The sequence below is a fragment of the Cryobacterium arcticum genome, assembly GCF_001679725.1.
Taxonomy (GTDB): domain Bacteria; phylum Actinomycetota; class Actinomycetes; order Actinomycetales; family Microbacteriaceae; genus Cryobacterium; species Cryobacterium arcticum_A.
The window spans coordinates 735,012-758,089 of record NZ_CP016282.1 but is presented as its reverse complement, the minus strand read 5'-3'; the positions used below and the strand labels follow the sequence as shown (position 1 = coordinate 758,089).

Genomic DNA, 23,078 nt, shown 5'->3' with positions numbered 1-23,078 from the left:
GTGCCCGCCGCACACCGTTTATCCTTCAGAGGTGACTCCACCGCCCCCGACGGGCCCTCCCCGTGCCGACTCCGAACGCCGCATCCTGGTCATCGACGACGACCCGACGGTGTCCGAGATCGTCTGCCGCTACCTGGTGGCCGCCGGTTTCAAGGTCGAGCAGGCTCAGGACGGCCAGAGCGGGCTCAGCCAGGCGGCCGCGACGCGCCCCGACCTGGTCGTGCTCGACCGGATGCTGCCGGCCCTGGACGGCATCGAGGTCTGCATGCGGATCAAGGCGGCCTGGGGCACCCCGGTGATCATGCTCACAGCGCTCGACCAGGAGGAAGACCGGATCGACGGGTTGGAGGCCGGCGCCGACGACTACCTCGCCAAGCCGTTCTCCCCGCGCGAACTGGTGCTCCGGGTACAGTCGGTGCTCCGGCGCACCGTGCCGGAGACCGTGCACGGCGGCGCCGTCGACGCCGGACCCTTCACGCTGGACCTGGCGGCGCACGAGGTCCGGCTGAACGGCGAGGCCCTGGTGCTCACGGCCCGGGAGTTCGACCTGCTCGCGTACCTGATCGGGCATCCGCACCGCGCCCTGAGCCGGGAGGACCTGCTGAAATCCGTGTGGGGCTGGGACTTCGGTGATCTGTCCACGGTGACGGTGCACGTGCGGCGGTTGCGGGAGAAGATCGAGGCCGATCCCACCCAGCCCATGCTCTTGAACACGGTCTGGGGCGTCGGCTACAGGTTCGACCCGGAGCCGCTGGTCGCCGCGCACGCCGACGACCGGGATGCCGGAGCACGACGGTGACCCCGAACGGGATGGTGAGCGTGGTCGTGATCGCCCTCGCGACCGCCGTGATCGTCGGGGCGGCGGGCCTGATCACCCTGCGGCTGCTGGCGCGGTACTCCCTCGTTCTGCAGTTGCTCGTGGTCGCCCTGGCCACGGTGGTATCGGTGGTCAGCGGCATGGCGGCGGCCGCCTCACTCATGTACGTCTCGGCCCACGACCTCACGGTGTTCTACTTCGTGGCCGCCGCCGCGGGCAGCGTGTCGCTGGCGATGGCCGGGCTTCTCGGGCGCTGGATCGTGCGCGACAGCCAGTACCTCACGCTCGCGGCGGCCAGCCTCGGCCGGGGCGAGCCGGTCGCCTCCGCCGAACGGCACAGTAACAACGAATTCGCCGCGCTGGCCGGCCAGCTCGCCGCGACCGGGGAGCGCCTGCAGGAGTCCCGGGACCGGGAGGGCCGCATCGAGGCGTCGCGCCGGGAACTGGTCGCCTGGATCTCGCACGACCTGCGCACCCCGCTGGCCGGCATCCGTGCCATGGCCGAGGCCCTCGAAGACGACATGGTCGAGGACCCCTCCCGGTACTACGGCCAGATCCGCAGCCAGGTGGACCGGCTGAACGGCATGGTCGACGATCTCTTCGAGTTGTCCCGCATCCAGACCGGAACCCTGCGCCTGACCCAGGAGACCGTGGCACTGTACGACCTGATCAGCGACACCGTCGCCGATCTCGGGCCGGTCGCCAGGGCGAAGTCGCTCGACCTGCGCTTCGAGGGCGCGATGGGACTGTCGATCCTCGCGGATCCGCGGGAGTTGTCCCGCGCGGTGGGCAACCTGGTGATGAACGCGGTGCAGCAGTCGGCGCCCGGCAGCGCCATCGTGGTCGCGGTCACCGAGCACGCCGACGGGCGGGCCGCCATCTCGGTGCAGGATGCCGCGGGCGGGATCGACCCCGCCGACCTGCCCCGCGTGTTCGACGCCGGCTGGCGCGGGAGCGAACCGCGCACCCCCGACGCCGATCTGGTGCACGGGCGGGCCGGCCTGGGCCTGGCGATCGTCGCCGGGATCGTGGCGGCGCACCAGGGCGAGGTCACCGTGCGGAACATCCCCGGCGGATGCCGCTTCGACGTCCTGCTGCCGCGGCACGCCGAGGCCGTCCAGGCCTGAGCGCCAGACAGCGGAGCGCGGGTCAGAGCACCGCGGCGCGGAGCGGGGCCGTGGCGAACTCGAGCATCCCGGCCTCGAAGCTCATGGAGGGCTCCCAGCCGAGCTCATCGCGCAGCCGCTGGGACGATGCGGTGATGTGCCGCACATCCCCCAGCCGGTACTCGCCCGTTACGACCGGGGCGGGGCCGTTGGCGGCCACGCTGAGGGCGGTGGCCATATCGCCGATGGTGTGCACGGTGCCGCTGCCCACGTTGAACGCCCGGAAGGTGCCGGCCGGGGCTGGTTCGGTCCAGTCGACGGCGGCGAGGTTGGCCGACGCGATGTCCCGCACGTGCACGAAGTCCCGGCGCTGGCGGCCGTCCTCGAACACCGTGGGCGCCTCGCCGCGCTGCAGCGCCGAGCGGAACAGCGAGGCGACGCCTGCGTAGGGCGTGTTCTGCGGCATCCCCGGTCCGTAGACGTTGTGGTAGCGCAGGGCCACGGCGCGCCCACCCGTGCTACGACTCCACGACGTCGCGAGGTATTCCTGGCCCAGCTTGCTGCTCGCGTACACATTGCGCGGGTCCAGCGGGTCGTCCTCGCCGACGAGCAGGGGTTCGAGCGGCTGCCCGGTCGCCGGGTCGAGCGGGTCGAAAACGCCGGCGTCGAGGTCGGCAGCCAGCCGGGGGCCGGGGCGGGTGAAGCCCGCGGAGCCACGGTAGCTGCCCTCCCCGTAAACGACCATCGAGGAGGCAAGCACCAGGCGGTCGATCCCGGCGGTCGCCATGCCGGCCAGCAGCACGGCCGTGCCCACCTCGTTGCTGTGCACGTAGTCGGGGGCGTCGGAGAAGTCCACGCCCAGGCCCACCTTGGCGGCCTGATGGCACACCACGTCGATGCCGGCGAGAGCGTGCGCAACCACGCCGGGGTCGGTGACGTCGCCGACCAGGAACTGGATCCGCGGGTCGGCGGCGGGCAGGCCGCCGTGCACGTCGCTGCGGAGGGAGTCGAGCACGCGCACCCGCCAGCCGCGGGCCAGCGCGGCCTCGACGACGGCGCCGCCGATGAAACCGGCTCCGCCGGTCACGAGCAGGTGCGGGGCGGCGGCGGCCGGGCTCGCGGTGGTGGTGTCGGTCACGACGGGCTCCTTCGGCGGGCGGGGCACGTGCGTGCCCTCGGGGTCAGTGCGAGTAGACCGGGATGGCGGCGGCCATCGGCCCGATCGGGCTCAGGGCGTAGGCGGAGGACTGGCCGTCTCCGGTGTAGCCGACCGTGGCCGCGATGCCCGCTCCACCCTCGACCAGGTAGCGGGCGGATGCCTCGACCGGCACGACGATGGACTGCCCGGCGGGCACGGTCAGCTCGGTGGCCGGTCCGCTCTCGGGGGTGAGGGTGAGTGCGGTGTCACTGCCGGTGGTGTTGGCCAGGTGCAGGGCCGGGGACGGCCCGGCGGCGACGGCGACCAGGAAGTCACTGTCCTGGGTGGCGGCCGCGGACGACCAGGTGAAGTCGGGGCTGATGGTTCCGCTCGTGGTCGTCACGGCTCCGGCGACGAGGGGCTGGTCTGCGCTCAGGCGCACGGTGTAGTTGCCCGCTCCGACTCCGCTGAGCGGCACCTCGGTGGCGACGCCGGCCTGGATGTCGACCTCGAGCGACGTGCCTGTCGAGGTACCGTCCTCGCTCTGCACGCCGACGCTGACCGTGGCCGCGGTGGTGCCGGGAACCAGGATCCGCACCGACGGCGTGTCCTCGGACACGGCACCGGCGTCGACCGAGGCGTCGGCGGCCTGCTGGTCGTTCACGACGACGCCGGGGATGATCTGGGTGGTCGACGGTCCTGCCGTCGGTCCGGCCAGTTCGACGCCGCCGGGCTGGATGCCGCGCACCACGCTCTGCTGCAGCGACGCGGCCACCTGGCCGCCGGTGGCCTGCACCCGCACGACGGGCGAGCGCAGGTTGGGGGCCAGTCCCGCGAGGGACACGATGCGTTGTGCGCCGGGCTGGACGAGGATGCCGGTGGACCCGGGGGCCTCGACGAGTCCCGCCTCGCCGTAGACGGTGAGGTTGACCGACGCGACGACGGTGGTCGGGTTGCTCAAGAGGACCAGGCTGGTGCGGCCCACGTCGGTGGAACCGCTGACCAGCCAGGAGTCGCTGGACGCTTCGGTGCACGCGGCGACCGCGAGGCCGCCGACGGTCTCGCTCGACACGGTCTGGGACTGGGCACCGGCGACCAGCGGCGCGTCGGTGGCGCCTTCTTCGACGGGGACGCTGAGGGCCAGCGGTCCGCCGTCCCGGTCGCTCTGCGTGTTGTCGGCGGCGACGAGCTGGCTGCGCTCCACGTCGACCTCGGTGGAGTCAGAGGCCTGAGTGCGCGCCGAGTAGACCGTGTCGTACCGGCCGACGGAGGTGGCGGCTTCGGCCTGGCTGGAGTCCTCGGCAAGGGTGAGAAGAGGCCCGGGGCAGACCCGCACCTGGTCGCTGGCCACCGGCGTCACGAGGGTTGAGGGGGCGACGTCGACGATGCTGGGCCACGGCACCAGGGCCGCTCCGCCGACCACGAGAATCACGCCGGCGATGCCGACGAGGCCGGCGGTGAGCCGCACGCCGATGATGGCCACTCTGCGCTTAGTGGCCATGGTCTGCATCCTTCGGGCTGGTGCTGTCGGTCCTGGCGTCGGTGCCGCTGGTGCCGGCGCTGTCGGTGTCGGGACTGCTGTTCTGCTCGACGGCGGGGCTCGGGGCCTCGCCGGTCTCGCCGGTGCTCAGCGGCACGGCGCTCTCCACTGCGGCGGATCCGCGCACGCGTCGGCCCGTGGGTCGCTTCGAGCGCGGGATCCGCGCCGGCTTCGGTGCGCGCGCCGGGCGGGTGGGTTTGACCGGTTTGCTCAGCCGTGAGGCGCGCCGAACGGCGTCGCGGTGGGCCTGGCGCACGGCCTCGCGGCCGGCACCGGTCGGCACCGAGAGCAGGATCGTCGCGCCGATGACGACCAGGGCGATGATGCCGGTGACGAGTCCGAAGACCCCGCCGGGGTCGGCCGGGATCGTGCCGTTGGCGTTGGCGTCGGCGGGAGCATCCGAACGCCAGAGCTGACCGAAGACGGTGTCACCGACGGGCGCCAGGGCGGCGTTGCCGTCGAGCGAGGTGATGGTGCGGGCGGTCGTGTCCGCCGCCGCCTGGCTGACGCCGGCGGTTTCGCCCCACGACGCGGGGGTGCTGGCGGCCGGCCTCAGCAGCACGAATCGGATGCCGAACTTCGCCAGGTCGGCGGTGGCGTCCAGGCCGCTCCGCGAGGCCAGGTTGCCCGCAAGGGTCGCCAGCTCGGTCTGCTCCTCGGTGAGCGTCGTGGCCGTGCTGTTGACGGTGGCCTGCACGTCGAGAGTGTCCCCGGTGCCGCGCACGATGGTGGCGAGGATGCCGCCGTCCGGTTGCGCGACGATCTGCAGGGTGCCCACCCTGGGGTCGACCGCAGCTTCGGCGGTGACGAAGGCCGGCTGGATGCGACCGATGCCCTCCTGCACGGCGGAGGTGCCGAGCGGGATCGCGGCGGCCAGCGGCAGGGCCACGACGGCCAACGCGACCGCGGCCACCGCGAGGGGGGCGACGGCGGCGCGGTGCAACCCGCGTGCGGTGAAGACGACGGCACCGACGATTCCGAGCCAGTACAGGCTGAGACCTGCGCCCGGCCAGATGCCCACGGCTTGACTGCCCACCGAGGCGACCGACAGCGACCCCGCGAGGATCGCGGTGAGCAGTCCGAGGAGGGCGGTGAGCAGCGCGAAGGCCGCTCCACGGGCGCCGGGCAGCAGCAGCGACAGGAGCGCGAGCACGGCGATGGGGATCAACAGAAGCGGAACCAGATAGCCGGCCACGGAAGCGTCGGCACCCCACACCGGCAGCAGGTGGGTCCACCCGCCGAAGTCGCCGGACGGGAAGCCGAGGATGAACTGCCACACCGGAACGCTTGCGGTCGGCACAGGGACACCGGGATCGGCCAGCAAGGCCAACCAGTTACCGCGGAGGGCCTGGTTCCAGATCAGCGGGATGGCCAGCGCGAGAGCCGGCAGCGGGATGCCGATGAACCGCATCACACTGCGCCCGCTCACGAGCACGCACAGCAACCAGCCCACCAGCAGGGCGGGCGCGAGCGACGGGGCACAAGCCACGATCGCGGCGAAGAGCAGCGCGGCGGAGCCGGACGCCGACCAGGACCTGGCGGCGGCGAAGGCGGCGAAGAACAGCCACGGCAACAGCAGGTGCACGATGATGGCCGCGGGTCGGCCCGCCGCGATGGCGGTGAGGAAGGCCGGCGAGAGCGCCCAGAGGGCGGCGGCGATGGCCCGGATCGCGCCGCGGTGGGTGAGCCGGGTGGCGGCCATCCAGGCGCCGACCGCGGCCAGGGGCAGCGCCAGCAGGTAGAGGAGCACGAGCGCGAACGACGGCGACCAGAAGCTGAGGGTACCGAGGATGGCAAGGACGACGGCGAACGGGTCGCCCGCGCCGACGAACCCCAGACCGATGTCGCGCCAGCCGTAGCCGACGTTCGACCACAGTCCACCGACTGTCGCCGACAACGGCAGCAGGCCCCCGCCGGTGAGGGACTGGGCGCCGATGAGGGACGCGAGCATGGCGACGCCGACGGCTGCTGCTGCGAGGGTGGTCCAGGCTCCACCACCGGAGAAGAACCGGATCTCGGGCCGGTCGCCGCGCGCACCGGTGAGGGCGGCTTCCCGGGTCAGGGCGTGACGACGCCGCACCTCGGCGGCCGATACCCGAAGCGACGAGATGGCGGACCAGCCCAGCGTGCGGGTCGCCGCGAGCCGGCGCCGGGCCGTGCGCACCCGTCCGCCCTGGAAAGCGGCGGCGAAGGCGGCCGAGAACTCGCCCAGGATGGCGCCGGGCTCCTTGCGGAGCAGGTCGCCGATCGAGCGCAGGAAGGCCAGCGGGATGAGGGAGAGCCAGTGCACCGGCAGCGCCCAGGCCGGGGCATAAACCAGCCGGCGATGCAATTGGGCCGCGCGTTCGGCGCGCACGCGCCGACGTCGGGCACGTCCGCGGGAGGACCCGTCCGGGCCGGCCACGCCGTCACCGGCCGAGCTGACCCTGGCGGCGGCGACCACGGACACGCGGAACCCGGCCAGGCGCACACGCACACAGAAATCGAGGGAGTCGTCGACGACGGGCAGTGCGGGGTCGAAGCCGCCGAGCCGGTTCCAGACCGTGTGCCGCACGAGCATGCCGGCGGCGCTGACCGCCAGCACGTCACTCATGCCGTCGTGCTGTTCCTGGTCGAGTTCGCTCTCGACGAGGGTGACCGTGGAGCCGTACGGGGTCATCGACTCGCCGAAGTCGTGGATGTAGTCGTCGGCGACCCATTCCATGATCTTCGGACCGGCCACGGCCACCGAGGGAGCGATCTCGAGTTCCCCGACCAGGTTCTGCAGCGCGCCGGGCTCGGGGGCACTGTCCTGGGCGAGCAGCCAGAGCAGTTCGTGGTCGCCGGTGGGCTCGCCGATCACGCGCACGGCGGCGTTGATGGCCGCCCCGAACGAGAGAGACGAGTCCGCGGAGATGAAGTGCGTGGGTCCGAACGCGGCGAGCAGGTCGGAGGTGGCGTCGCTCGATCCGCAGTCGACAGCGACGACGGTGTCCGGCTGGCGGGTCTGCTGACGGAGGGCCTCGAGAGTTCGCTCGAGGTGCGAAGCGCCGTTGCGGGCGACGATGATGGCGGTGACTCTGGCTTGCATATCCTGAACAGCCTAGGTCGGATAACCGCTGAGAGTGCTCAACCGGTCAGGCGCGCCCTGAACCCGGCTGCCGTGTGGAAACAGGTCAGCCCGCGCGTTTGCGCAGTTTGCGGCGCTCGCGCTCTGAAAGTCCGCCCCAGATTCCGAAGCGTTCGTCGTTGGCGAGGGCGTACTGCAGGCACTGCGGACGCACCTCGCAGGAAGCGCAGATCTTCTTCGCGTCCCGCGTGGAGCCACCCTTTTCAGGGAAGAAGGCTTCGGGGTCGGTCTGGGCGCATAGCGAGTCCGACTGCCAGCCCAGCGGGTTATCGTCGGCACCGTCGGCAATCGCCGGATCCTTGCGGACCCCCGGCACGCCAAGGCGTACAGGATCGACGAACCAGTCTTCAGGTACCCCGGAACGATATTCAGACAACGTCATATCGCCTCCACCCATCAGCTCATGCACGTTTTCGCGCTAGAACTAATTACACCGGTGTAGTTCGCTGCCGTCAAGTCGCAGATCGTAAACCCTCAATACGGGCTGGAGGGTTCAGACTCGCCCACACTGCCCGAATCGTGTTCTGATCACACTGAGGATGCTTGCCGGGCTTCCCAGGCACTCTGCACCATGTCCTGCAGGCTGTGCCGCATCTTCCAGTCGAGGTCACGGGCCGCGAGCTCGCCCGATGCCACGATGCGGTCGGGGTCGCCCGTGCGACGCGGTCCGATCTCCGGCGTGAACGGGATTCCCGTGACGGCCGCGACCGTACTCATGATCTCGCCGACGGAGACACCGTCGCCGCTGCCGAGGTTGTAGACCGGGGCGATGCTCTCGCCGGCGTCGAGGCGACGGGCGGCCGCCACGTGCGAGATCGCCAGGTCGGCCACGTGGATGTAGTCGCGCACGCAGGTGCCGTCGGCGGTCTGGTAGTCGTTGCCGTTGATCCGCGGGGTGCGCCCCTCGACCAGGGCGTCGAACACCATCGGGAACAGGTTGTGCGGGCTGGTGTCGCGGAGTTCGGGCGTACCGGAGCCGACGACGTTGAAGTAGCGCAGCGAGGTGTGGGCGAGGCCGGCGGCAACCGCCTGGTCGCGCAGCAACCACTCGCCGATGAGCTTCGATTCGCCGTACGGCGACTCCGGGCTCTTGGCGGTGTCCTCGGTCACCAGGTCGGTGAACGGAGTGCCGTAGACGGCCGCGCTCGATGAGAAGACGATGCGGCTCACGCCGGCATCCTGCATAGCGGCCAGAAGCAACGCGGTCGCCGTGACGTTCTGTTCGTAGGTGTGCAGCGGGCGGGTCACCGAGACGCCGGCGTACTTGAAGCCTGCGACGTGCACGACACCGTCGATGGAGTGGTCGGCGAAGGTCTGTGCCAGCAGCGCAGTGTCGAGAAGGGTCCCCTGCACGAACGGCACGCCGTCCGGAACGAATTCAGCGTGCCCGCTGGACAGGTCGTCGAGGACGACGACCTCGATGCCCTCAGCCAGGAACGCGCGAACGACGTGGGAGCCGATATAGCCGGCCCCTCCGGTAACAAGCCAAGCCATGTGGTGCCCCTGCGCTCTTTCGCAGCAGCCGTGCGCTGCCGTTCAGACCACACTATCGGTCGCGCGGGAACGACTCGGGAAGCCGGTTGCGCCGGGTCAGCTCGACGTCGCCATAGCCGTCGGAGCGGAGGGCGCTCAGGCCCGCCACCACGGCCCAGACCAGGAGAGCCAGCAGAATAATCAGGAACAGGATCATGGCACTAACGCTAGGTCTTGCGACTTTCTGCCACGAGTGGCAGAGTTGCCGACTACCGACACATTCCTGCCACTCGTTGAAGGACCCCATGCTCAAGAAGATCGTCTGCGTCGCCATTCCGGGCATGGCCCCGTTCGAATTCGGGGTGATCTGCGAGGTTTTCGGCATCGACCGCTCCGCGCACAACGGTCCGGTGTTCGACTTCGAGGTGGTGACGGCCGTTCCGGGGGCGCTGCGCACCAAGCTGGGCTTCGACATCGTGGTGCATCAGGGCCTCGACGCCGCCGCGGACGCCGACCTGATCGCCATCCCCGCCTACGAGGCGGGGACCGAGATCCACCCGGACGTGCTGCGGGTGGTGCGGGAGGCGGAGGCCAGGGGCGCCTGGGTGCTCAGCGTCTGCAGCGGCGCCTTCATCCTCGGTGCGGCCGGGATCCTCGACGGTCGCCGCAGCACGACCCACTGGATGTACGCGGACGCCCTCGCCGCCGCGTACCCGAACACCACGGTCGACCCCGATGTGCTTTTCGTCGACGACAACCGGGTGGTCACCGGGGCCGGCACCGCGGCGGGCATCGACGCCGCACTGCACGTGGTGCGCCGGGAGCTCGGCGCGACAGCAGCCAATGTGATCGCCCGCCGCATGGTGGTGCCGCCCCAGCGCGACGGCGGGCAGTCCCAGTTCATCCAGACGCCCGTGGCGGAACGCTGCAGCGATTCTTTCGCCGAGATCATCGGCTGGATGATGCAGACCCTCGACCAGGACCTCACGGTGGATCAGCTTGCTCGGCGCGCGCTGATGTCACCGCGCACCTTCGCCCGCCGGTTCCGGGCCGAGCTCGGCACCACTCCGACGGCCTGGCTGAACCGGCAGCGCCTGATGCTGGCACAGCAGCTGCTCGAGGAGACCGACGACACCCTCGACTCCATCGCCGCGCAGACCGGATTCGGCGCCGCGGCCGTCATGCGGCACCATTTCGTGCGCACCCTGCAGACCACGCCGACGGCCTACCGGCGCACGTTCGGCATCCCCCGCCCGGCGCCGGATTACGCCGTGGTAGCCAGGAAGACCTCGCCGGAGCCCGCAAAGGTGACCGTGCTCTCGTCGGGCGTGATGTAGATCGATTCGCCCCTGGCCAGGCTGAGCGACGAGCCGGCGCCGGCGACCAGGAACCGGCCGGAGGTGCAGATCGCGATGGCCGGTCCTGTGAGCGTCACCTGCCGGAGGGGCACGCCGACTCGGCCGGCCTCATCGGCCGCTGCATCCGCCGTCACCGAGATGTGCGCCAGCTGGAAATCGGGCACGTCCGGCCGGTAGACGGCCACGCCGTCGGACTGCACGACCGGGGCCAGATAGGGCACCGGCAGCGGGTGGAAGTCGAGCACCTCGAGCAGTTCGTCAACGTCGATGTGCTTGGGGGTGAGGCCCCCGCGCAGAACGTTGTCGGAGGAGGCCATCACCTCGACGCCCAGCCCGGAGAGGTACGCGTGGATGTTGCCGGCCGGCAGGTACAGAACCTCGCCGCGCTTGAGCGACACCAGATTGGTGAGCAGGGAGATCACGATGCCCGGGTCGCCCGGGTAGGCCGCCGCGAGGGAACGCACCATCGCGAGTTCGGCGGCGAAGCTCACCTGGGCGCCGCCCTCGATGAGGAACGCGGCCCGCTCGGCGAGCGCCACCACCCGTTCGACCAGCCAGGAGACCTCGCCGGAGTCGCCGCCGCGACCGTCGCGCAGCAGCCAGTCCACGACGTCGTGCAGCGCGTCCGCGCCGAGCAGCCGGTTCTCCAGCCCCGCAAGCGCGCCGGGCTGCGGGTCGTCCATGGTGGCGTCCAGCGCGCGGAGCTCGGCAAGGATCGAGCGGATCTGGCGCGGATCGCGGAACCCGCAGAGCGCCTCGAAGGTGTCGCTGAGCGCGAAGATGATCTCCGGCTTGTGGAAGGGGTCGCGGTAGTTGCGGTCGGCGGCATCCACGGGGATCCCGGCGGCGTTCTCCAGCGCGAAGCCCTCCGCGGCGCGTTCGGGCGACGGATGCGCCTGCAGCGACAGCGGGCTGTGGGCGGCGAGGATCTTCATCAGGAACGGCAACCGTCCGGCGTCGGCGAACCTCGAGCCGAGCGCGGTCTCCGGCGCCTGGGCGATCCACTCGGCCAGGTTTTTCGCTCCCCCGGCGAGCGCCGGGTCGAGGATCACCGACGGGCTGCCGGGGTGCGCGCCGAGCCAGAGCTCGGCTTCGGGGCCGCCGGAGGCCGGATGCCCCAGCAGCTCGGCGATCGCGGTCGGCGATCCCCAGGCGTAATCCCGCGGTGTGTTATCGATGCCCACAAACATGCTTGGCTCCTGAGTCGAAAGGTTTAGACCAAACTACCAACCGCTTTCCCCTTGCCGATCAGGGGTCCTAGGCTTTCGTCACCCGGTGGGCGATTCCGCCCGGCCGCCCATCCTCGTCGCAATGGAGCACACAGATGACCTTCGAGCCCCTCGGCAGTGATTTCTTCGGATACGAGAACCTCCTCAGGCCCGAGGAGAAAGCCGCCCTCGCCCGCATCCGCGACTACCTCGAGTCGGATGTGCGTCCGGTGGTGAACGGATGTTGGGAGCGCGCCGAGTTCCCGACGGAGATCATCAAACCGCTCGGCGCCCTCGGGGCGTACTCCTTCGGGTGGGAAGAGACCCGTCCCTTCGAGAACTCGGCGGTCTTCCGCGGCTTCGTGGCGCTGGAGCTGGCGCGGGTGGACGCATCCGTCGCCACCTTCGTGGGCGTGCAGAACGGCCTCGCGGCCGGGTCGATCGCGGCCTGCGGGTCGGCCACCCAGCGGGCGCACTGGCTGCCCCGGCTGGCCAGCGGCGACATCGTGGGCGCCTTCGCGCTGACCGAGCCGCTGTCGGGATCGGACTCCGCACAGGGGCTGCGCACCACCGCGACGCGGGACGGCGACAGCTGGGTGCTCAACGGCGCCAAGCGCTGGATCGGCAACGCCACCTTCTCCGACATCACCATCGTCTGGGCCAAGGACACCGCGGACGGCGCTGTGAAGGGCTTCATCGTGCCCACCGACACCGCCGGCTACACGGCCACGAAGATCGAGGGCAAGATCAGCCTGCGCTCGGTGCAGAATGCCGACATCACCCTGGAGAACGTGCGGGTGTCCGAGCAGAACCGTCTGCAGGAGGCCAACTCGTTCCGGGACACCGCCCGGGTGCTGCGGTTCACCCGAGCCGAGGTGTCCTGGGCTGCCGTCGGCCTGGCCATGGGCGCCTACGAGGCCGCCGCCGCCTACGCCGCCGAGCGGGTGCAGTTCGGCAAGCCGATCGGCGGCCACCAGCTCGTGCAGGATCTGCTCGTGAAGAGCCTGGGCAACATCACGGCCAGCCTGGGCATGGTGGTGCGCGTCTCCCAGATGCTCGACGAGGGCACCCAGCGCGACGAGCACTCGGCGCTGGCCAAGTCGTACACGACCTCGCGGATGCGGGAGACCGTGGCCTGGTGCCGGGAACTGTTCGGCGGCAACGGCATCGTGCTCGACTACGACATCGCCCGGTTCTTCTCCGACGCGGAGGCGATCTACTCCTACGAGGGCACCCAGGAGATGAACACCCTCATCGTGGGCCGCAGCATCACCGGACTGGCCGCGTTCGTCTAGGACCAGCTCGGATGCCGCCCCCAACCGTTCCCCATCCGGACATCTGCACCCGGCACACCGGGCGCAGACCTCCGCTTCGGGAACAGTTCGGCAAGAATGGAAGCATGGACGGCGAAGTACTCGAACGGGAAGACCGGCCGGCGTGAGCGTGCGGCGCGGGCGACCGGAGATCGACGCCGTCGTGGTGGGCTCGGGGCCGAACGGCCTGGCCGCCGCGGTGACGCTGGCCAGGGCCGGGCTGAAGGTGCGCGTCTACGAGCGGTCGGCGCAGGTCGGCGGCGGCGCCGCCACCGCTGAGCTCACACTGCCCGGCTTCCACCACGATGTGTGTTCCGCCGTGCACCCGCTGGCGCTGGCGTCCGAGTTCTTCCAGCGGTTCGGCCTCTCAGATCGTTTGCAGTTGACGGTGCCCGAGGTCTCTTACGGGCATCCGCTGCCCGGCGGCCGGGCCGGACTGGCGTACCGCAGCCTGGCGCGCACGGTCGACGAGCTGGGCCGGGACGGCCCGGCGTGGCACCGGTTGTTCGCCCCGCTCGTGGAGCACTCGCAGCAGGTGGCCGAGTTCACCGGAAACCAGTTGCTGCGGGTGCCCCGGCACCCGGCGACCGCGCTGCGTTTCGGTCTGCGCACCCTCGAGCAGGGCGGCCCGCTGTGGGACTGGCGGTTCAGCGGCGACGAGGCCCCGGCGCTGCTCACCGGCGTGAGTGCGCACACGATCAGGGCGCTGCCCAGCCTGGCCACGGCCGGCGCCGGGCTCACCCTCTCGACCTACGCGCACGCGGGCGGCTGGCCGATCCCGGTCGGCGGCAGCGGCGCCATCGTGACGGCGATGGTCGACGACCTCCTGGCGCACGGCGGCGAGATCATCACGTCCACCGAGGTGCGACGGCTGAGCGAGCTGCCGCCGGCCCGGGTGGTGCTCCTGGACCTCACGCCCCGTGCCCTGCTGCGACTGGCCGAGGGGGAGTTGCCCGCCGGGTACGCGCGGCGCCTGGCGGCCTTCCGGTACGGAAACGCCGTCGCCAAGGTGGATTTCGCACTGTCCGACCCCGTGCCCTGGCAGGCGCGGGGCCTTTCCGCCGCGGGCACCGTGCACGTCGGCGGCACCCGGGCAATGATCCGGCGGGCCGAGAACACCGTGGCCCGCGGCCGGCACGCCGAGGAACCCTATGTGCTGGTGTCGCAGCCCAGCGGAATCGATCCGAGCCGCGCTCCGGCGGGCCGGCACACCCTCTGGGCCTACACGCATGTTCCCCGTGGCTCCACCGTGGACCAGACCGAGGTGATCATCCGCCAGATCGAGCGGTACGCGCCGGGCTTCCGCGACACCATCCTGGCGACCGCCTCCCGCACCGCGCAGGACGTGGAGCGGCACAACCCCAACTACGTCGGCGGGGACATCTCGGCCGGCGAGGTGAGCCTCACCCAGCTGGTGCGACGGCCCGTGCTCTCCCCCGACCCCTGGCGCACACCGCTGGCCGGGGTGTACCTGTGCTCTTCGGCCACCCCGCCCGGCCCCGGCGTGCATGGCCTGGCCGGCTGGCACGCCGCCCTCAGCGCCCTGCGCCACGACCTCGGGGTGCGCGTCGCCCCCGACCTCTCCCCGACAGCCGGCTGACGAAAGGTGCCCCCGTGGCCGTGAACTACCGAACCATGCAGTGCTCCCCCGAGAGCGTCTTCGCGGTGCTCGCCGACGGCTGGCTCTACCCGGGCTGGGTGGTCGGCGCCTCCCGCATGCGGGACGTCGACGCGACCTGGCCGGCCACGGGCAGCACCATCCATCACTCCGTCGGCGTCTGGCCCGCCGTGCTCGACGACACCACGTCGATGCTGGAGTGGGACCCGCCCCGGCATGCGTTGCTCCAGGCGCGGGGCTGGCCGATCGGCGAAGCCCAGGTGGCCGTCGACGTGCGGCCGCAGGGCGACGGATGCCGCGTTCGCATCACCGAGGACGCCACCGCCGGACCCGGCCGGTTCGTGCCGCTGTTCCTGCGCGATGCGGCCATCTCGGTGCGCAACACGGAGACCCTGCGCCGCCTCGCCTACCTGGCCGAGGGCGGCGCCGGCTCCCCGCAATAAGGATCGCGCCGGGATCAGGCCAGGGCCAGGAAGAGCTTCTCCAGCTCGTCGACGGTCAACGATTCGGCGTTGTCGGGTTCGGCGATGCAGTCGCGCATCGCCGACGAGACGATGGTGAACCCGGCCCGGTCCAGCGCGCTCGAGACCGCGGCGAGCTGGGTCACCACGTCCTTGCAGCTGCCGCCGGCCTCGACCGCCGTGATGACGGCGCTGAGCTGTCCCTGGGCGCGGCGCAGCCGGTTGAGCACCTTCTTCTGGTTCGCGGCGCGCTGGTCGTCGGTCACGACGGGGGTGCTCATGCGCTCACCCCGTCACTGATCGTGGGCAGGCCGGCCTGCTGCCAGGCCGTCATGCCCCCGGTGACGTTGACGGCGTCGACTCCGCGCTGCGCGAGGAACGCGGCGCCCTGCGCGCTGCGGCCGCCGGCGGCGCAGATCACATAGACGGGCACGTTGCGCGGCACCTCGGCGAGGCGCTCGCGCAGTTCGCCGAGCGGGATGAGCTGCGCGCCGTGGGCATGCGCCGCGTCGAATTCGTACGGTTCGCGCACGTCGACCACGACGGGGTCGGCCAGTGCTGCGAGTTCGGTCACCGAGATGTCGGTCATGGGGGTCCCTCCGGGGCTGCGCGGGGCGGTGCGGCGCACAGAACGCGCCGACATCCGCTCGGGTTATACCCCTCAGGGTATCAGAGGATCCGCGCCGTCCGGCAGAGGCGTCCCCAGTACCCTAGACACATGCCCGTCGTGCAGAGCCGTCTCACCGTTCGCCTCTTCGCGACCCTGGTGTTCTTCACCGTGTTGGCCGGCCAGGCCTGGCGCAACCTGCTCGGCTGGTGGGGATTCGGCGCCATCGCCGTGGTCGTCCTCGTAGGCAGCGTCGGCTACCTCCTGTCCATCCGGCGGGAGTGGACCTGGCGGGGCTTCCCGAAATCCCTGGCCGCGTTCCTGTTGCTGGCGACCCTGTCTCTGGCCTGGTCGGCGTATCCAGGCGCAGGGGCCATCGGGGTGACCCTGCAGTGGGCGACCACCATCGCCGGGCTGTTCCTCGCCCTGTGCCTGAGCTGGACCGAGTTGCTGCGTACCCTCGGCGTGGCCCTCAAGCTGATCCTCGGCCTGTCCGTCGTCTTCGAGTTCATCGTGGCCGTGTTCATCGGGCATCCGGTGCTGCCGTTCTGGGTCGAGTACAGCGGCAAGATCCCCGCCGCGTTCTACTGGTCGCGGGCGCTGCTGCTCGAGGGCGGCCCGATCGAGGGCATCGTGGCCAGCCGCAACCTGCTGGGCTTCATCGCTCTGCTGGCGTTGATCGTCTTCGCCGTGCAGCTGGTCGGCGGCACCGTGACGCGCTGGCGCGGCATCTTCTGGGTGGCCGTGGCGCTGGTGATGCTCTGGCTGACCCGGTCGGCCACCGTGTCCGTCGCCCTCGTCGCCGTCGCCGTCGCGCTGCTCTTCGCCCTGTGGGCACGCCGGCTGCCGCCGCTGGGCCGCCGCCCGCTCTACGTCACGGCGGCGGCGGCGCTGGCCGCGGCCGTCGTCGGGCTCGTCGCCTTCTCCTCGACCCTGCTCTCTCTGCTCGGCAAGAGCGAGGACCTCACCGGACGATTCGACATCTGGTCCCGGGTCATCGGCCTCGCCGGCGAGCGGCCGGTCGTCGGCTGGGGTTGGGTGAGCTACTGGGCGCCGTGGGTGGAGCCGTTCAACGGCCTGGCGGTGCGGAAGGGCGTGCAATACCTGCAGGCCCACAACGCCTGGCTGGACGTTTGGCTGCAGCTGGGCATCCTGGGCCTGATCGTCTTCGCCGCGCTGACCCTGTCGACCCTGTGGCGGGCCTGGTTCCTCGCCGTCGACCGGCCGCGCCTCGGCGTCGCCGACACCGAACCGTTCTCCGTCGTCTCGCTGCTGCCGCTTCTGCTCACGGTCGCCCTCCTCGCGCAAAGCCTGGCGGAGAGCCGCATCCTGGTCGAGTCCGGCTGGGTGCTGCTCGTGATCCTCGCCGTGACCACCAAACGCCCCGGCGCAGACGCCGAGCTTCTGGGCGTGGGCCGGCGATGAGGGACCAGTCCCGGCCCCGCCACATCCCCGCCGCGGTCTCCGCGGCCTTCTCATCGCCGCGGTTCAGCGCGACGCTCACCCACCTGATCCTGGGCCTGGCCTTCGCCACGCACCTGGTACGCAGCCTGATGGGGTGGCCGGGGCTCCTGGGCGCGCTGATCTGCTTGGTGCTCCTGGCCGCGGCATCCATGATCGCCCGGCGGCACAGCATCGAGTGGCACGGCCTGCTGCCGGTGTCGATCCTGGTGTTCCTGGTCTGGTGTGCCCTGTCGGTGCTGTGGAGCGAGTATCCCCTGCGCACGCTCAGCGGCGTCGGCTACCAGCTGGCCTTCGCATTCCTGGCCATCTATGTGGCCCTGGTGCGCGACACCATCCAGATCGTCCGCGCCACCGGAGACGTCCTCCGGGTGCTCCTGGGGCTGTCGATCGCCCTCGAGGTGCTCTCCGGGCTCCTGCTCGACCTCCCGATCACCTTCCTCGGCGTGCAGGGCAACATCGCCCTGCTCGGCCCGATCCAGGGCATCTTCGGTTCCCGCAACGTTCTCGGCCTGGTCTCCCTGATCGCCGCGATCAGCTTCATCATCGAGCTGCGCTCCCGCTCGGTGCGTCCAGGCCGCGCCGCCTGGTCGATCGCCCTCGCGGTGCTCGGCCTGATCCTCACCCACTCCCCCGTCTTCGTGGTCGTCGCCAGCGCCGTGGGTATCGCCGCCCTTGCGCTGTACTGGCTGCGGCGCACGCCGGCCGAGAACCGCTGGCTCCTGCAGCTGAGCCTGCTCGGCGCCGCGGTGCTCACGGCCCTGGTCGTCTTCGTCGCCCGGGCCGGCATCATCAGCCAGTTGAACGCCGGCAGCGAGTTCGAAACCCGCTCGTCGCTCTGGCGCGAGATGTGGCGCCTGGTGGACCTGCATCCGCTCGAGGGCTGGGGCTGGACGGGCATCTGGCCGGAGAAGATCAGCCCGTACGGCTGGCTGGACTTCGTCACGAACAGCCAGCACGCGTCAGCCCTCAACGCCTTCCTCGACGTATACTTCCAAGTCGGCCTCGTGGGATTCCTGTCCTTCGTGACGCTCGTGATCCTGGCCTTCGTGCGCTCCTGGCTGCTCGCCTCGAACAAACGGCCCGTCGTGTACGTCTGGTCGCCACTCGTTCTGGTGGTGCTGCTCGTCACCTCCGCGGCCGAGAGCACGGTCCTGGTGGAGTACGGCTGGGTGCTGCTGTTGATCTGTTCGGTGAAGGCCGCGCAGGGGCAGAGCTGGCGGCGGTTACTGGGGCCGAGCCTGCGTAACAGCCTGGACGGCTAGGCTCGCGGCGAACGGCCTGCGCCGGTGCCAGCACCGAAGCACGCACAATGGAACGACCAGTCGAGGAAGCGGGACCCGTGCACGTGAGTCAGACAGAAGAGCCAGACCAGGAGTTGCCCGTCGTGGAGACGGCGACCGCGAAGACCGGCAACGGCTTCATCCTGATCGTGGCCGCAACGGGCCTAGTGGGGATCGCCGGCTATCTGATCACGGCGTGGGTGCCGAAGCTGATCGGCGTCGCCCCGTACGCGACCTTCGCGGTGTTCTGGGCCTTCACCTTCCTGGTCGCCGCGGCTCTCACCGGCATTCAGCAGGAGATCACCCGGGGCACCCAGGCCAGGCTCCCGGGTGACACCACCCGGTCCGGCCAGGCCGGCAAGTTCGCCCTGATGGCGTTCTTCGGGGTCCTGGTGCTCGTACTGGGCACCGCACCGTTCTGGCAGGCCGCTGTCTTCCCCGAACACGGCTGGGCCATGGTCTACCCGCTGGCCGTCGGCGCCGCCTCCTACGTGCCGCTGGCGGTCCTGGCCGGTTCCCTCTACGGCGTCAGCCACTGGAAGGCCCTGTTCGCGCTGATCAGCATCGAGGGCCTGCTGCGCCTGGTGCTCGTGATCGGCGTGGCCTACCTGATCCCGGATGCCGTCGCCTTCGCCTGGGCCATCGCCATCCCGTTCCCGGTGGCCGTGCTCGCCGTGTGGCCGTTCGCCCGCGCCCGCATCGTGGGCAAGACCCGGCTCGACGTCTCCCTGCCGCAGCTCACCTGGAACGTCGGCCGAACCATCGTGGCCGCGGCGGCGATGGGCATCATGATCAGCGGGTTCCCGCTCGTGCTCAAGCTCACCTCGCCCACGGTCTCGGCCGACGATCTGGGCATCATCGTCCTCGCGGCCACGCTGACGCGCGCGCCCCTGATCGTGGTCGGCATGGCGCTGCAGAGCTTCCTGATCGTCTTCTTCCGCACCAGGGCCGCGCAGTTCTGGCGCACCCTGCTCATGTTGGAGGGCGCTGTTGTCGCCGTCGGGCTCGTGCTCGCCGTGCTGGGTTACCTGCTCGGTCCGCCGATCTTCGCCTTCGTCTACCCGGAGGCGCCGACGGTGGGCGGTTGGATCATCGCGATCCTCGTGCTCTCCTCAGCTCTGGTCGGCGCGCTGTGCGTCAGCGCCCCCGCGGTGCTCTCCCGCAACGCCCACGCGGCGTTCAGCGCCGGCTGGATCGTCGCCGCCCTCACCACAATCGGCTGCCTGCTGCTGCCCCTCGGCTTCATCGAGAAGACCGTGCTGGCGCTGCTGGTGGGCCCGGCGGCCGGAGTCCTCCTGCACGCCGTGTACCTGATCCTGGTGCGGAAGACTCGCGTCACCGCCGCGTAAGCAGCTGCCGCCGGGTGCTTACTCCAGGCCCCAGAGCGTGATGGTGCCGCTCGAGCCGTCGGCCTGGGTGTACGGCAGGCTGCTCTGTTCGACGAGGTCGTCCGCGTAGCGGTCGCCCCAGTCGTCGCCGCAGTCGCTGTCGGTGAGCACCTGGGTGGCGTTGCCCTCGATGGCTGCGTCCCGGTCGATGGCGCCGCTCAGCCGGGCTGACACGATCGTGGCGATCGCGTCGTAGTCGGTGGGCCAGGCCATGCCGAGGTGGTAGTACGCGATGGGCACGCCAGAGGTGACCTTGAGCACCCGCGGGTCGATGCAGGAGTCCACCATGACCAGGGTGCCTGGATGCGTCCGGGCCGACTGCTGCGCCAGCTCGGTCAGCGCCTGGTCGCGCGGTGAATCGGTCACCATCAGGGCCCGGGCGATGCCGCTGCGGTAGAACACCCACCAGTCGGTGAGCGACACTGTGGCGATCCCGACGCAGAGCAGCGCGGCCACGAGGACGGCCCAGCGCGGCACGGAGCGTCCGGTCACGGCCGGCGCGGGCGCGACCGCATCCGCTTCGGCACCGCTGGGGTCCGGCTGCACCTGCCCGGCCCGGGCGCTCCAGAGATCGGTCAACACCAGCACACCGATCGGCAGGATGGTGGCCGCGACGAGGAAGAACACGTCCATGTAGAGCCGGTACGGCTCGGCGTTGGCACCCCAGATGTCGTTGGTGCCCAGCATGACCCAGGCAAGGGCGGCGCCGAGCGCGTAGGCACCCCAGAGCGGGCGCTTGCGCCAGATGGCGGCGGCGAGGATGACGATGAGGGGAACGATCAGCGCGAGGCCCGAGATCAGCCCGGTCTCCAGCGGCACGCCGAGTTTGGTGTTCGAGGCCACCCGGTAGGCCAGGAACGGGTCGCCCGTGACGAGGCCGACGACGGTCTGGACCACCTGCGGAGACGCTCCGAGCACGACCGCGACGCAGTACAGCAGCACGGCGCCGCGGCTCCGCACGATGAGGGCGATCATGCCGGGCACGGCGGGAAGCAAACCGAAGACCAGCGCCGGCAGCTGGCCGCCCGCGTCGGCCACCGTGGGTCCGGCCAGGAAGACCACCGGGATGAGGACGACGGACAGGGCCGCGAGCACGTAGTGCCGGCCGCGGAGGATCACCCAGGTGGCCAGCCCGAAGGCAAGCAGGTAGATCGCGGCGATGAAGGAGTAGGTCTGCACATTGGCCAGGCCGCCGAGGACCAGGCTGATCAGCGTCGTGAGCAGCACCCGGGTGCGCGGACGGGCCGGCCGCAACCAGAGCATGCCAAGGGAGAGCAGGCAGATGGCGGCGAGCGAGAGCGACACCGATTCGCCGTTGAGGGTGTGCAGGATCCCGAACGGGCCCCAGATCACGGCGTGCGACTCGAGCGGGGTGTACCAGCCGGTGACCGTGAGCCGGGAGAAGGTGCCGAGCATGAAGGGAACCGGCGCGATCAGGCCCACCCACCAGCGCCGGCTCAGGCCGACGAGGATGCCGGCGAGCAGCCCGACGAGCACGAGCTGCACGGCCATGCCGCACACGTTCCACGCCACGATCGGGTCCCACCCGGTCACGCGGGCCACCAGGCCGATGGCCTCGTAGTACATCCGCGGGTAGGTGTTCGCCCCGGTCTCGGTGTCCGGCTCGACGGCGGCGAAGAGTCCCTCTGAGAAATTCTTCACGATCGCCAGGTAGCCGAGCTGATCGTGCACGAAGTAATCGCGGAACCGGCCGAGCGAGAAACCCGGGGTGGCCAGGTACATGCCGGCTTGCGTGATCAGGTGGAGCAGAAGAGCTGCCACCACCACTGCGCCGGTTCGGAATCGGCCGCGGCCGGATACTCTGGCCACTCGTGCGTCTGTCACTGATTCACCATACCTTGGGGCCATCAGGTGAAACTGCCGCGAAGACCGACCATACGGCCCCTCCCAGGCCATTCGGACGCGGCCGGGGCACCCCAAAAGGGGACCCTCCCAGCAAGCATCGGCTATCGTGGAACGTTGCAGGAGCGTGGCTGCACCATCCCAGACAAAGGACTTTTTTGATATGACGGTTGACCTTGTAGTCGTCGGCTCCGGCTTCTTCGGCCTGACCGTGGCGGAACGTGCCGCCAGAGAACTCGGCCTCAAGGTTGTGGTGATCGACCGCCGCAGCCACATCGGCGGCAACGCCTACAGCGCCCCGGAGCCCGAAACCGGAATCGAGGTGCACCAGTACGGAGCGCACCTCTTCCACACCTCCAACGAGCCGGTCTGGGAGTACGTCAACCGCTTCACGAAGTTCACCAACTACGAGCACCGGGTCTTCACCAACTTCGGCGGCGAGGTTTTCCCGCTGCCGATCAACCTGGGCACCATCAACCAGTTCTTCCGCGCGGCCTATTCTCCCGACGAGGCGCGGGCCCTGATCAAGGGCCAGGCCAGCGAGTTCGCCACCGGCGAGTCCCGCAACCTCGAGGAGAAGGCGATCTCCCTGATCGGCCGACCGCTGTACGAAGCGTTCATCAGGGACTACACCGCCAAGCAGTGGCAGACCTCCCCGACGGCGCTGCCCGCCGAGGTCATCAGCCGGCTGCCCGTGCGTTACAACTACGACAACCGCTACTTCAACGACACCCACGAGGGCCTGCCCGTCGACGGGTACACGGCCTGGATCGAGCGGATGGCCGACCACCCGAACATCGAGGTCCGCCTGGACACCGACTTCTTCGACGAGTCCCAGGAATACAACAAGAAGTCCGTCGTCGGCCGGGTACCCGTGGTCTACACCGGACCCGTCGACCGCTACTTCGACTACCAGGGCGGCGAGCTCACCTGGCGCACCCTGGACTTCGAACAGGAAGTGCTGAACGTCGGCGACTACCAGGGCACCCCGGTGATGAACTACGCCGACTCCTCCGTGCCGTACACCCGGATCCACGAATTCCGCCACTTCCACCCGGAGCGCGCTGAATACCCGAAGGACAAGACCGTGATCATGCGGGAATTCTCCCGCGCCGCGACCCGGGCCGACGAGCCCTACTACCCCATCAACACCCCGGAGGACCGGCAGAGCCTGCAGTCCTACCGCGCCCTCCAGGCGGGCGAGCCCGACGTCTTCTTCGGCGGCCGGCTGGGTACCTACCAATACCTCGACATGCACATGGCCATCGGTTCTGCGCTCTCCATGTTCGAGAACAAGCTCAAGCCGCTCCTTCGCGGGCGCACCGAATAGCGAGT

Annotated in this window: 20 protein-coding genes; 10 read left to right on the top strand and 10 right to left on the bottom strand. The window is 70.4% G+C overall.

Annotation, left to right across the window (positions count from 1 at the left end; translation table 11 throughout):
- Positions 1–31: 31 nt before the first annotated feature.
- Both PA27867_RS03305 and PA27867_RS03300 read left to right on the top strand, forming a co-directional pair.
- Positions 32–799: a response regulator transcription factor gene (locus PA27867_RS03305; RefSeq protein WP_066593138.1), complete on the top strand. Its 768-nt coding sequence runs from the start codon at positions 32–34 to the stop codon at positions 797–799.
- Positions 796–1,944: a sensor histidine kinase gene (locus PA27867_RS03300; protein WP_208857295.1), complete on the top strand. Its 1,149-nt coding sequence runs from the start codon at positions 796–798 to the stop codon at positions 1,942–1,944. Before PA27867_RS03305 ends, PA27867_RS03300 begins: the two co-directional genes overlap by 4 nt.
- Before the next feature lie 22 nt (positions 1,945–1,966).
- On the opposite strand, the gene PA27867_RS03295 is transcribed toward PA27867_RS03300, so the two are convergent.
- The 6 genes from PA27867_RS03295 to PA27867_RS20515 form a co-directional block, all read right to left on the bottom strand.
- Positions 1,967–3,061: an NAD-dependent epimerase/dehydratase family protein gene (locus tag PA27867_RS03295; protein ID WP_236900818.1), complete on the bottom strand. Its 1,095-nt coding sequence runs from the start codon at positions 3,059–3,061 to the stop codon at positions 1,967–1,969.
- Positions 3,062–3,104: 43 nt separating this feature from the next.
- Entirely contained in the window at positions 3,105–4,562 is a 1,458-nt protein-coding gene (locus PA27867_RS03290) for a DUF5719 family protein (protein ID WP_066593136.1), read from the bottom strand.
- Positions 4,552–7,671, bottom strand: coding sequence for a glycosyltransferase (locus PA27867_RS03285; RefSeq protein WP_066593134.1), 3,120 nt, complete (start codon positions 7,669–7,671; stop codon positions 4,552–4,554). Before PA27867_RS03285 ends, PA27867_RS03290 begins: the two co-directional genes overlap by 11 nt.
- An 85-nt stretch (positions 7,672–7,756) precedes the next feature.
- Positions 7,757–8,092, bottom strand: a complete 336-nt coding sequence (locus PA27867_RS03280) for a WhiB family transcriptional regulator (protein ID WP_084020622.1) — start codon at positions 8,090–8,092, stop codon at positions 7,757–7,759.
- A 146-nt stretch (positions 8,093–8,238) separates the two neighbouring features.
- Positions 8,239–9,204, bottom strand: coding sequence for a UDP-glucose 4-epimerase GalE (gene galE / locus PA27867_RS03275; RefSeq protein WP_066593124.1), 966 nt, complete (start codon positions 9,202–9,204; stop codon positions 8,239–8,241).
- Positions 9,205–9,256: 52 nt separating this feature from the next.
- Complete coding sequence (locus PA27867_RS20515) at positions 9,257–9,400, bottom strand: hypothetical protein (protein ID WP_157109102.1); 144 nt, start codon at positions 9,398–9,400, stop codon at positions 9,257–9,259.
- An 88-nt stretch (positions 9,401–9,488) separates the two neighbouring features.
- Between PA27867_RS20515 and PA27867_RS03270 the strand changes: the two genes are divergently transcribed.
- On the top strand, positions 9,489–10,520 hold the full coding sequence (locus PA27867_RS03270; RefSeq protein ID WP_066593122.1) for a GlxA family transcriptional regulator: 1,032 nt from the start codon (positions 9,489–9,491) through the stop codon (positions 10,518–10,520).
- Here PA27867_RS03270 and manA read toward each other — a convergent pair.
- Complete coding sequence (gene manA / locus PA27867_RS03265) at positions 10,448–11,731, bottom strand: mannose-6-phosphate isomerase, class I (protein WP_066593120.1); 1,284 nt, start codon at positions 11,729–11,731, stop codon at positions 10,448–10,450. The two genes, PA27867_RS03270 and manA, sit on opposite strands and share 73 nt — an antisense overlap.
- A gap of 134 nt (positions 11,732–11,865) precedes the next feature.
- Here manA and PA27867_RS03260 point away from each other — a divergent pair, with 134 nt between their 5' ends.
- The 3 genes from PA27867_RS03260 to PA27867_RS03250 all read left to right on the top strand — a co-directional run bounded on the left by PA27867_RS03260 (position 11,866) and on the right by PA27867_RS03250 (position 15,123).
- The gene (locus tag PA27867_RS03260; RefSeq protein WP_066593117.1) at positions 11,866–13,044 is read left to right on the top strand and encodes an acyl-CoA dehydrogenase family protein; all 1,179 of its coding nucleotides are present in this window, start codon (positions 11,866–11,868) and stop codon (positions 13,042–13,044) included.
- A gap of 142 nt (positions 13,045–13,186) precedes the next feature.
- Complete coding sequence (locus tag PA27867_RS03255) at positions 13,187–14,662, top strand: phytoene desaturase family protein (RefSeq protein ID WP_236900817.1); 1,476 nt, start codon at positions 13,187–13,189, stop codon at positions 14,660–14,662.
- Between the two features lie 14 nt (positions 14,663–14,676).
- Complete coding sequence (locus tag PA27867_RS03250) at positions 14,677–15,123, top strand: SRPBCC family protein (RefSeq protein ID WP_066593116.1); 447 nt, start codon at positions 14,677–14,679, stop codon at positions 15,121–15,123.
- A 14-nt stretch (positions 15,124–15,137) separates the two neighbouring features.
- Here PA27867_RS03250 and PA27867_RS03245 read toward each other — a convergent pair whose 3' ends face one another.
- Together PA27867_RS03245 and PA27867_RS03240 are read right to left on the bottom strand one after the other, a co-directional pair.
- The gene (locus PA27867_RS03245) at positions 15,138–15,422 is read right to left on the bottom strand and encodes a metal-sensitive transcriptional regulator (RefSeq protein WP_066593115.1); all 285 of its coding nucleotides are present in this window, start codon (positions 15,420–15,422) and stop codon (positions 15,138–15,140) included.
- Positions 15,419–15,730 (bottom strand): rhodanese-like domain-containing protein, encoded by a 312-nt coding sequence (locus tag PA27867_RS03240; protein WP_066593112.1) that lies wholly within the window; start codon positions 15,728–15,730, stop codon positions 15,419–15,421. The genes PA27867_RS03245 and PA27867_RS03240 overlap by 4 nt, the downstream gene beginning before the upstream one ends.
- Before the next feature lie 129 nt (positions 15,731–15,859).
- Here PA27867_RS03240 and PA27867_RS03235 point away from each other — a divergent pair, with 129 nt between their 5' ends.
- The 3 genes from PA27867_RS03235 (at position 15,860) to PA27867_RS03225 (ending at position 19,841) form a co-directional block, all read left to right on the top strand.
- Positions 15,860–17,173 (top strand): O-antigen ligase family protein, encoded by a 1,314-nt coding sequence (locus PA27867_RS03235; RefSeq protein WP_066593109.1) that lies wholly within the window; start codon positions 15,860–15,862, stop codon positions 17,171–17,173.
- Complete coding sequence (locus PA27867_RS03230; RefSeq protein ID WP_066593106.1) at positions 17,170–18,474, top strand: O-antigen ligase family protein; 1,305 nt, start codon at positions 17,170–17,172, stop codon at positions 18,472–18,474. Before PA27867_RS03235 ends, PA27867_RS03230 begins: the two co-directional genes overlap by 4 nt.
- Positions 18,475–18,557: 83 nt before the next feature.
- Positions 18,558–19,841 carry a hypothetical protein gene (locus PA27867_RS03225; protein ID WP_157109101.1) on the top strand — a complete coding sequence of 428 codons (1,284 nt, stop codon included), beginning with the start codon at positions 18,558–18,560 and terminating at the stop codon, positions 19,839–19,841.
- 18 nt (positions 19,842–19,859) lie between these two features.
- Here the strand turns inward: PA27867_RS03225 and PA27867_RS03220 are convergent, their stop codons facing one another.
- On the bottom strand, positions 19,860–21,725 hold the full coding sequence (locus tag PA27867_RS03220) for a hypothetical protein (RefSeq protein ID WP_157109100.1): 1,866 nt from the start codon (positions 21,723–21,725) through the stop codon (positions 19,860–19,862).
- 181 nt (positions 21,726–21,906) lie between these two features.
- On the opposite strand from PA27867_RS03220, the gene glf reads away from it, so the two are divergent.
- Positions 21,907–23,073 carry a UDP-galactopyranose mutase gene (gene glf / locus PA27867_RS03215; RefSeq protein WP_066593098.1) on the top strand — a complete coding sequence of 389 codons (1,167 nt, stop codon included), beginning with the start codon at positions 21,907–21,909 and terminating at the stop codon, positions 23,071–23,073.
- The last annotated feature ends 5 nt before the right edge of the window (positions 23,074–23,078 follow it).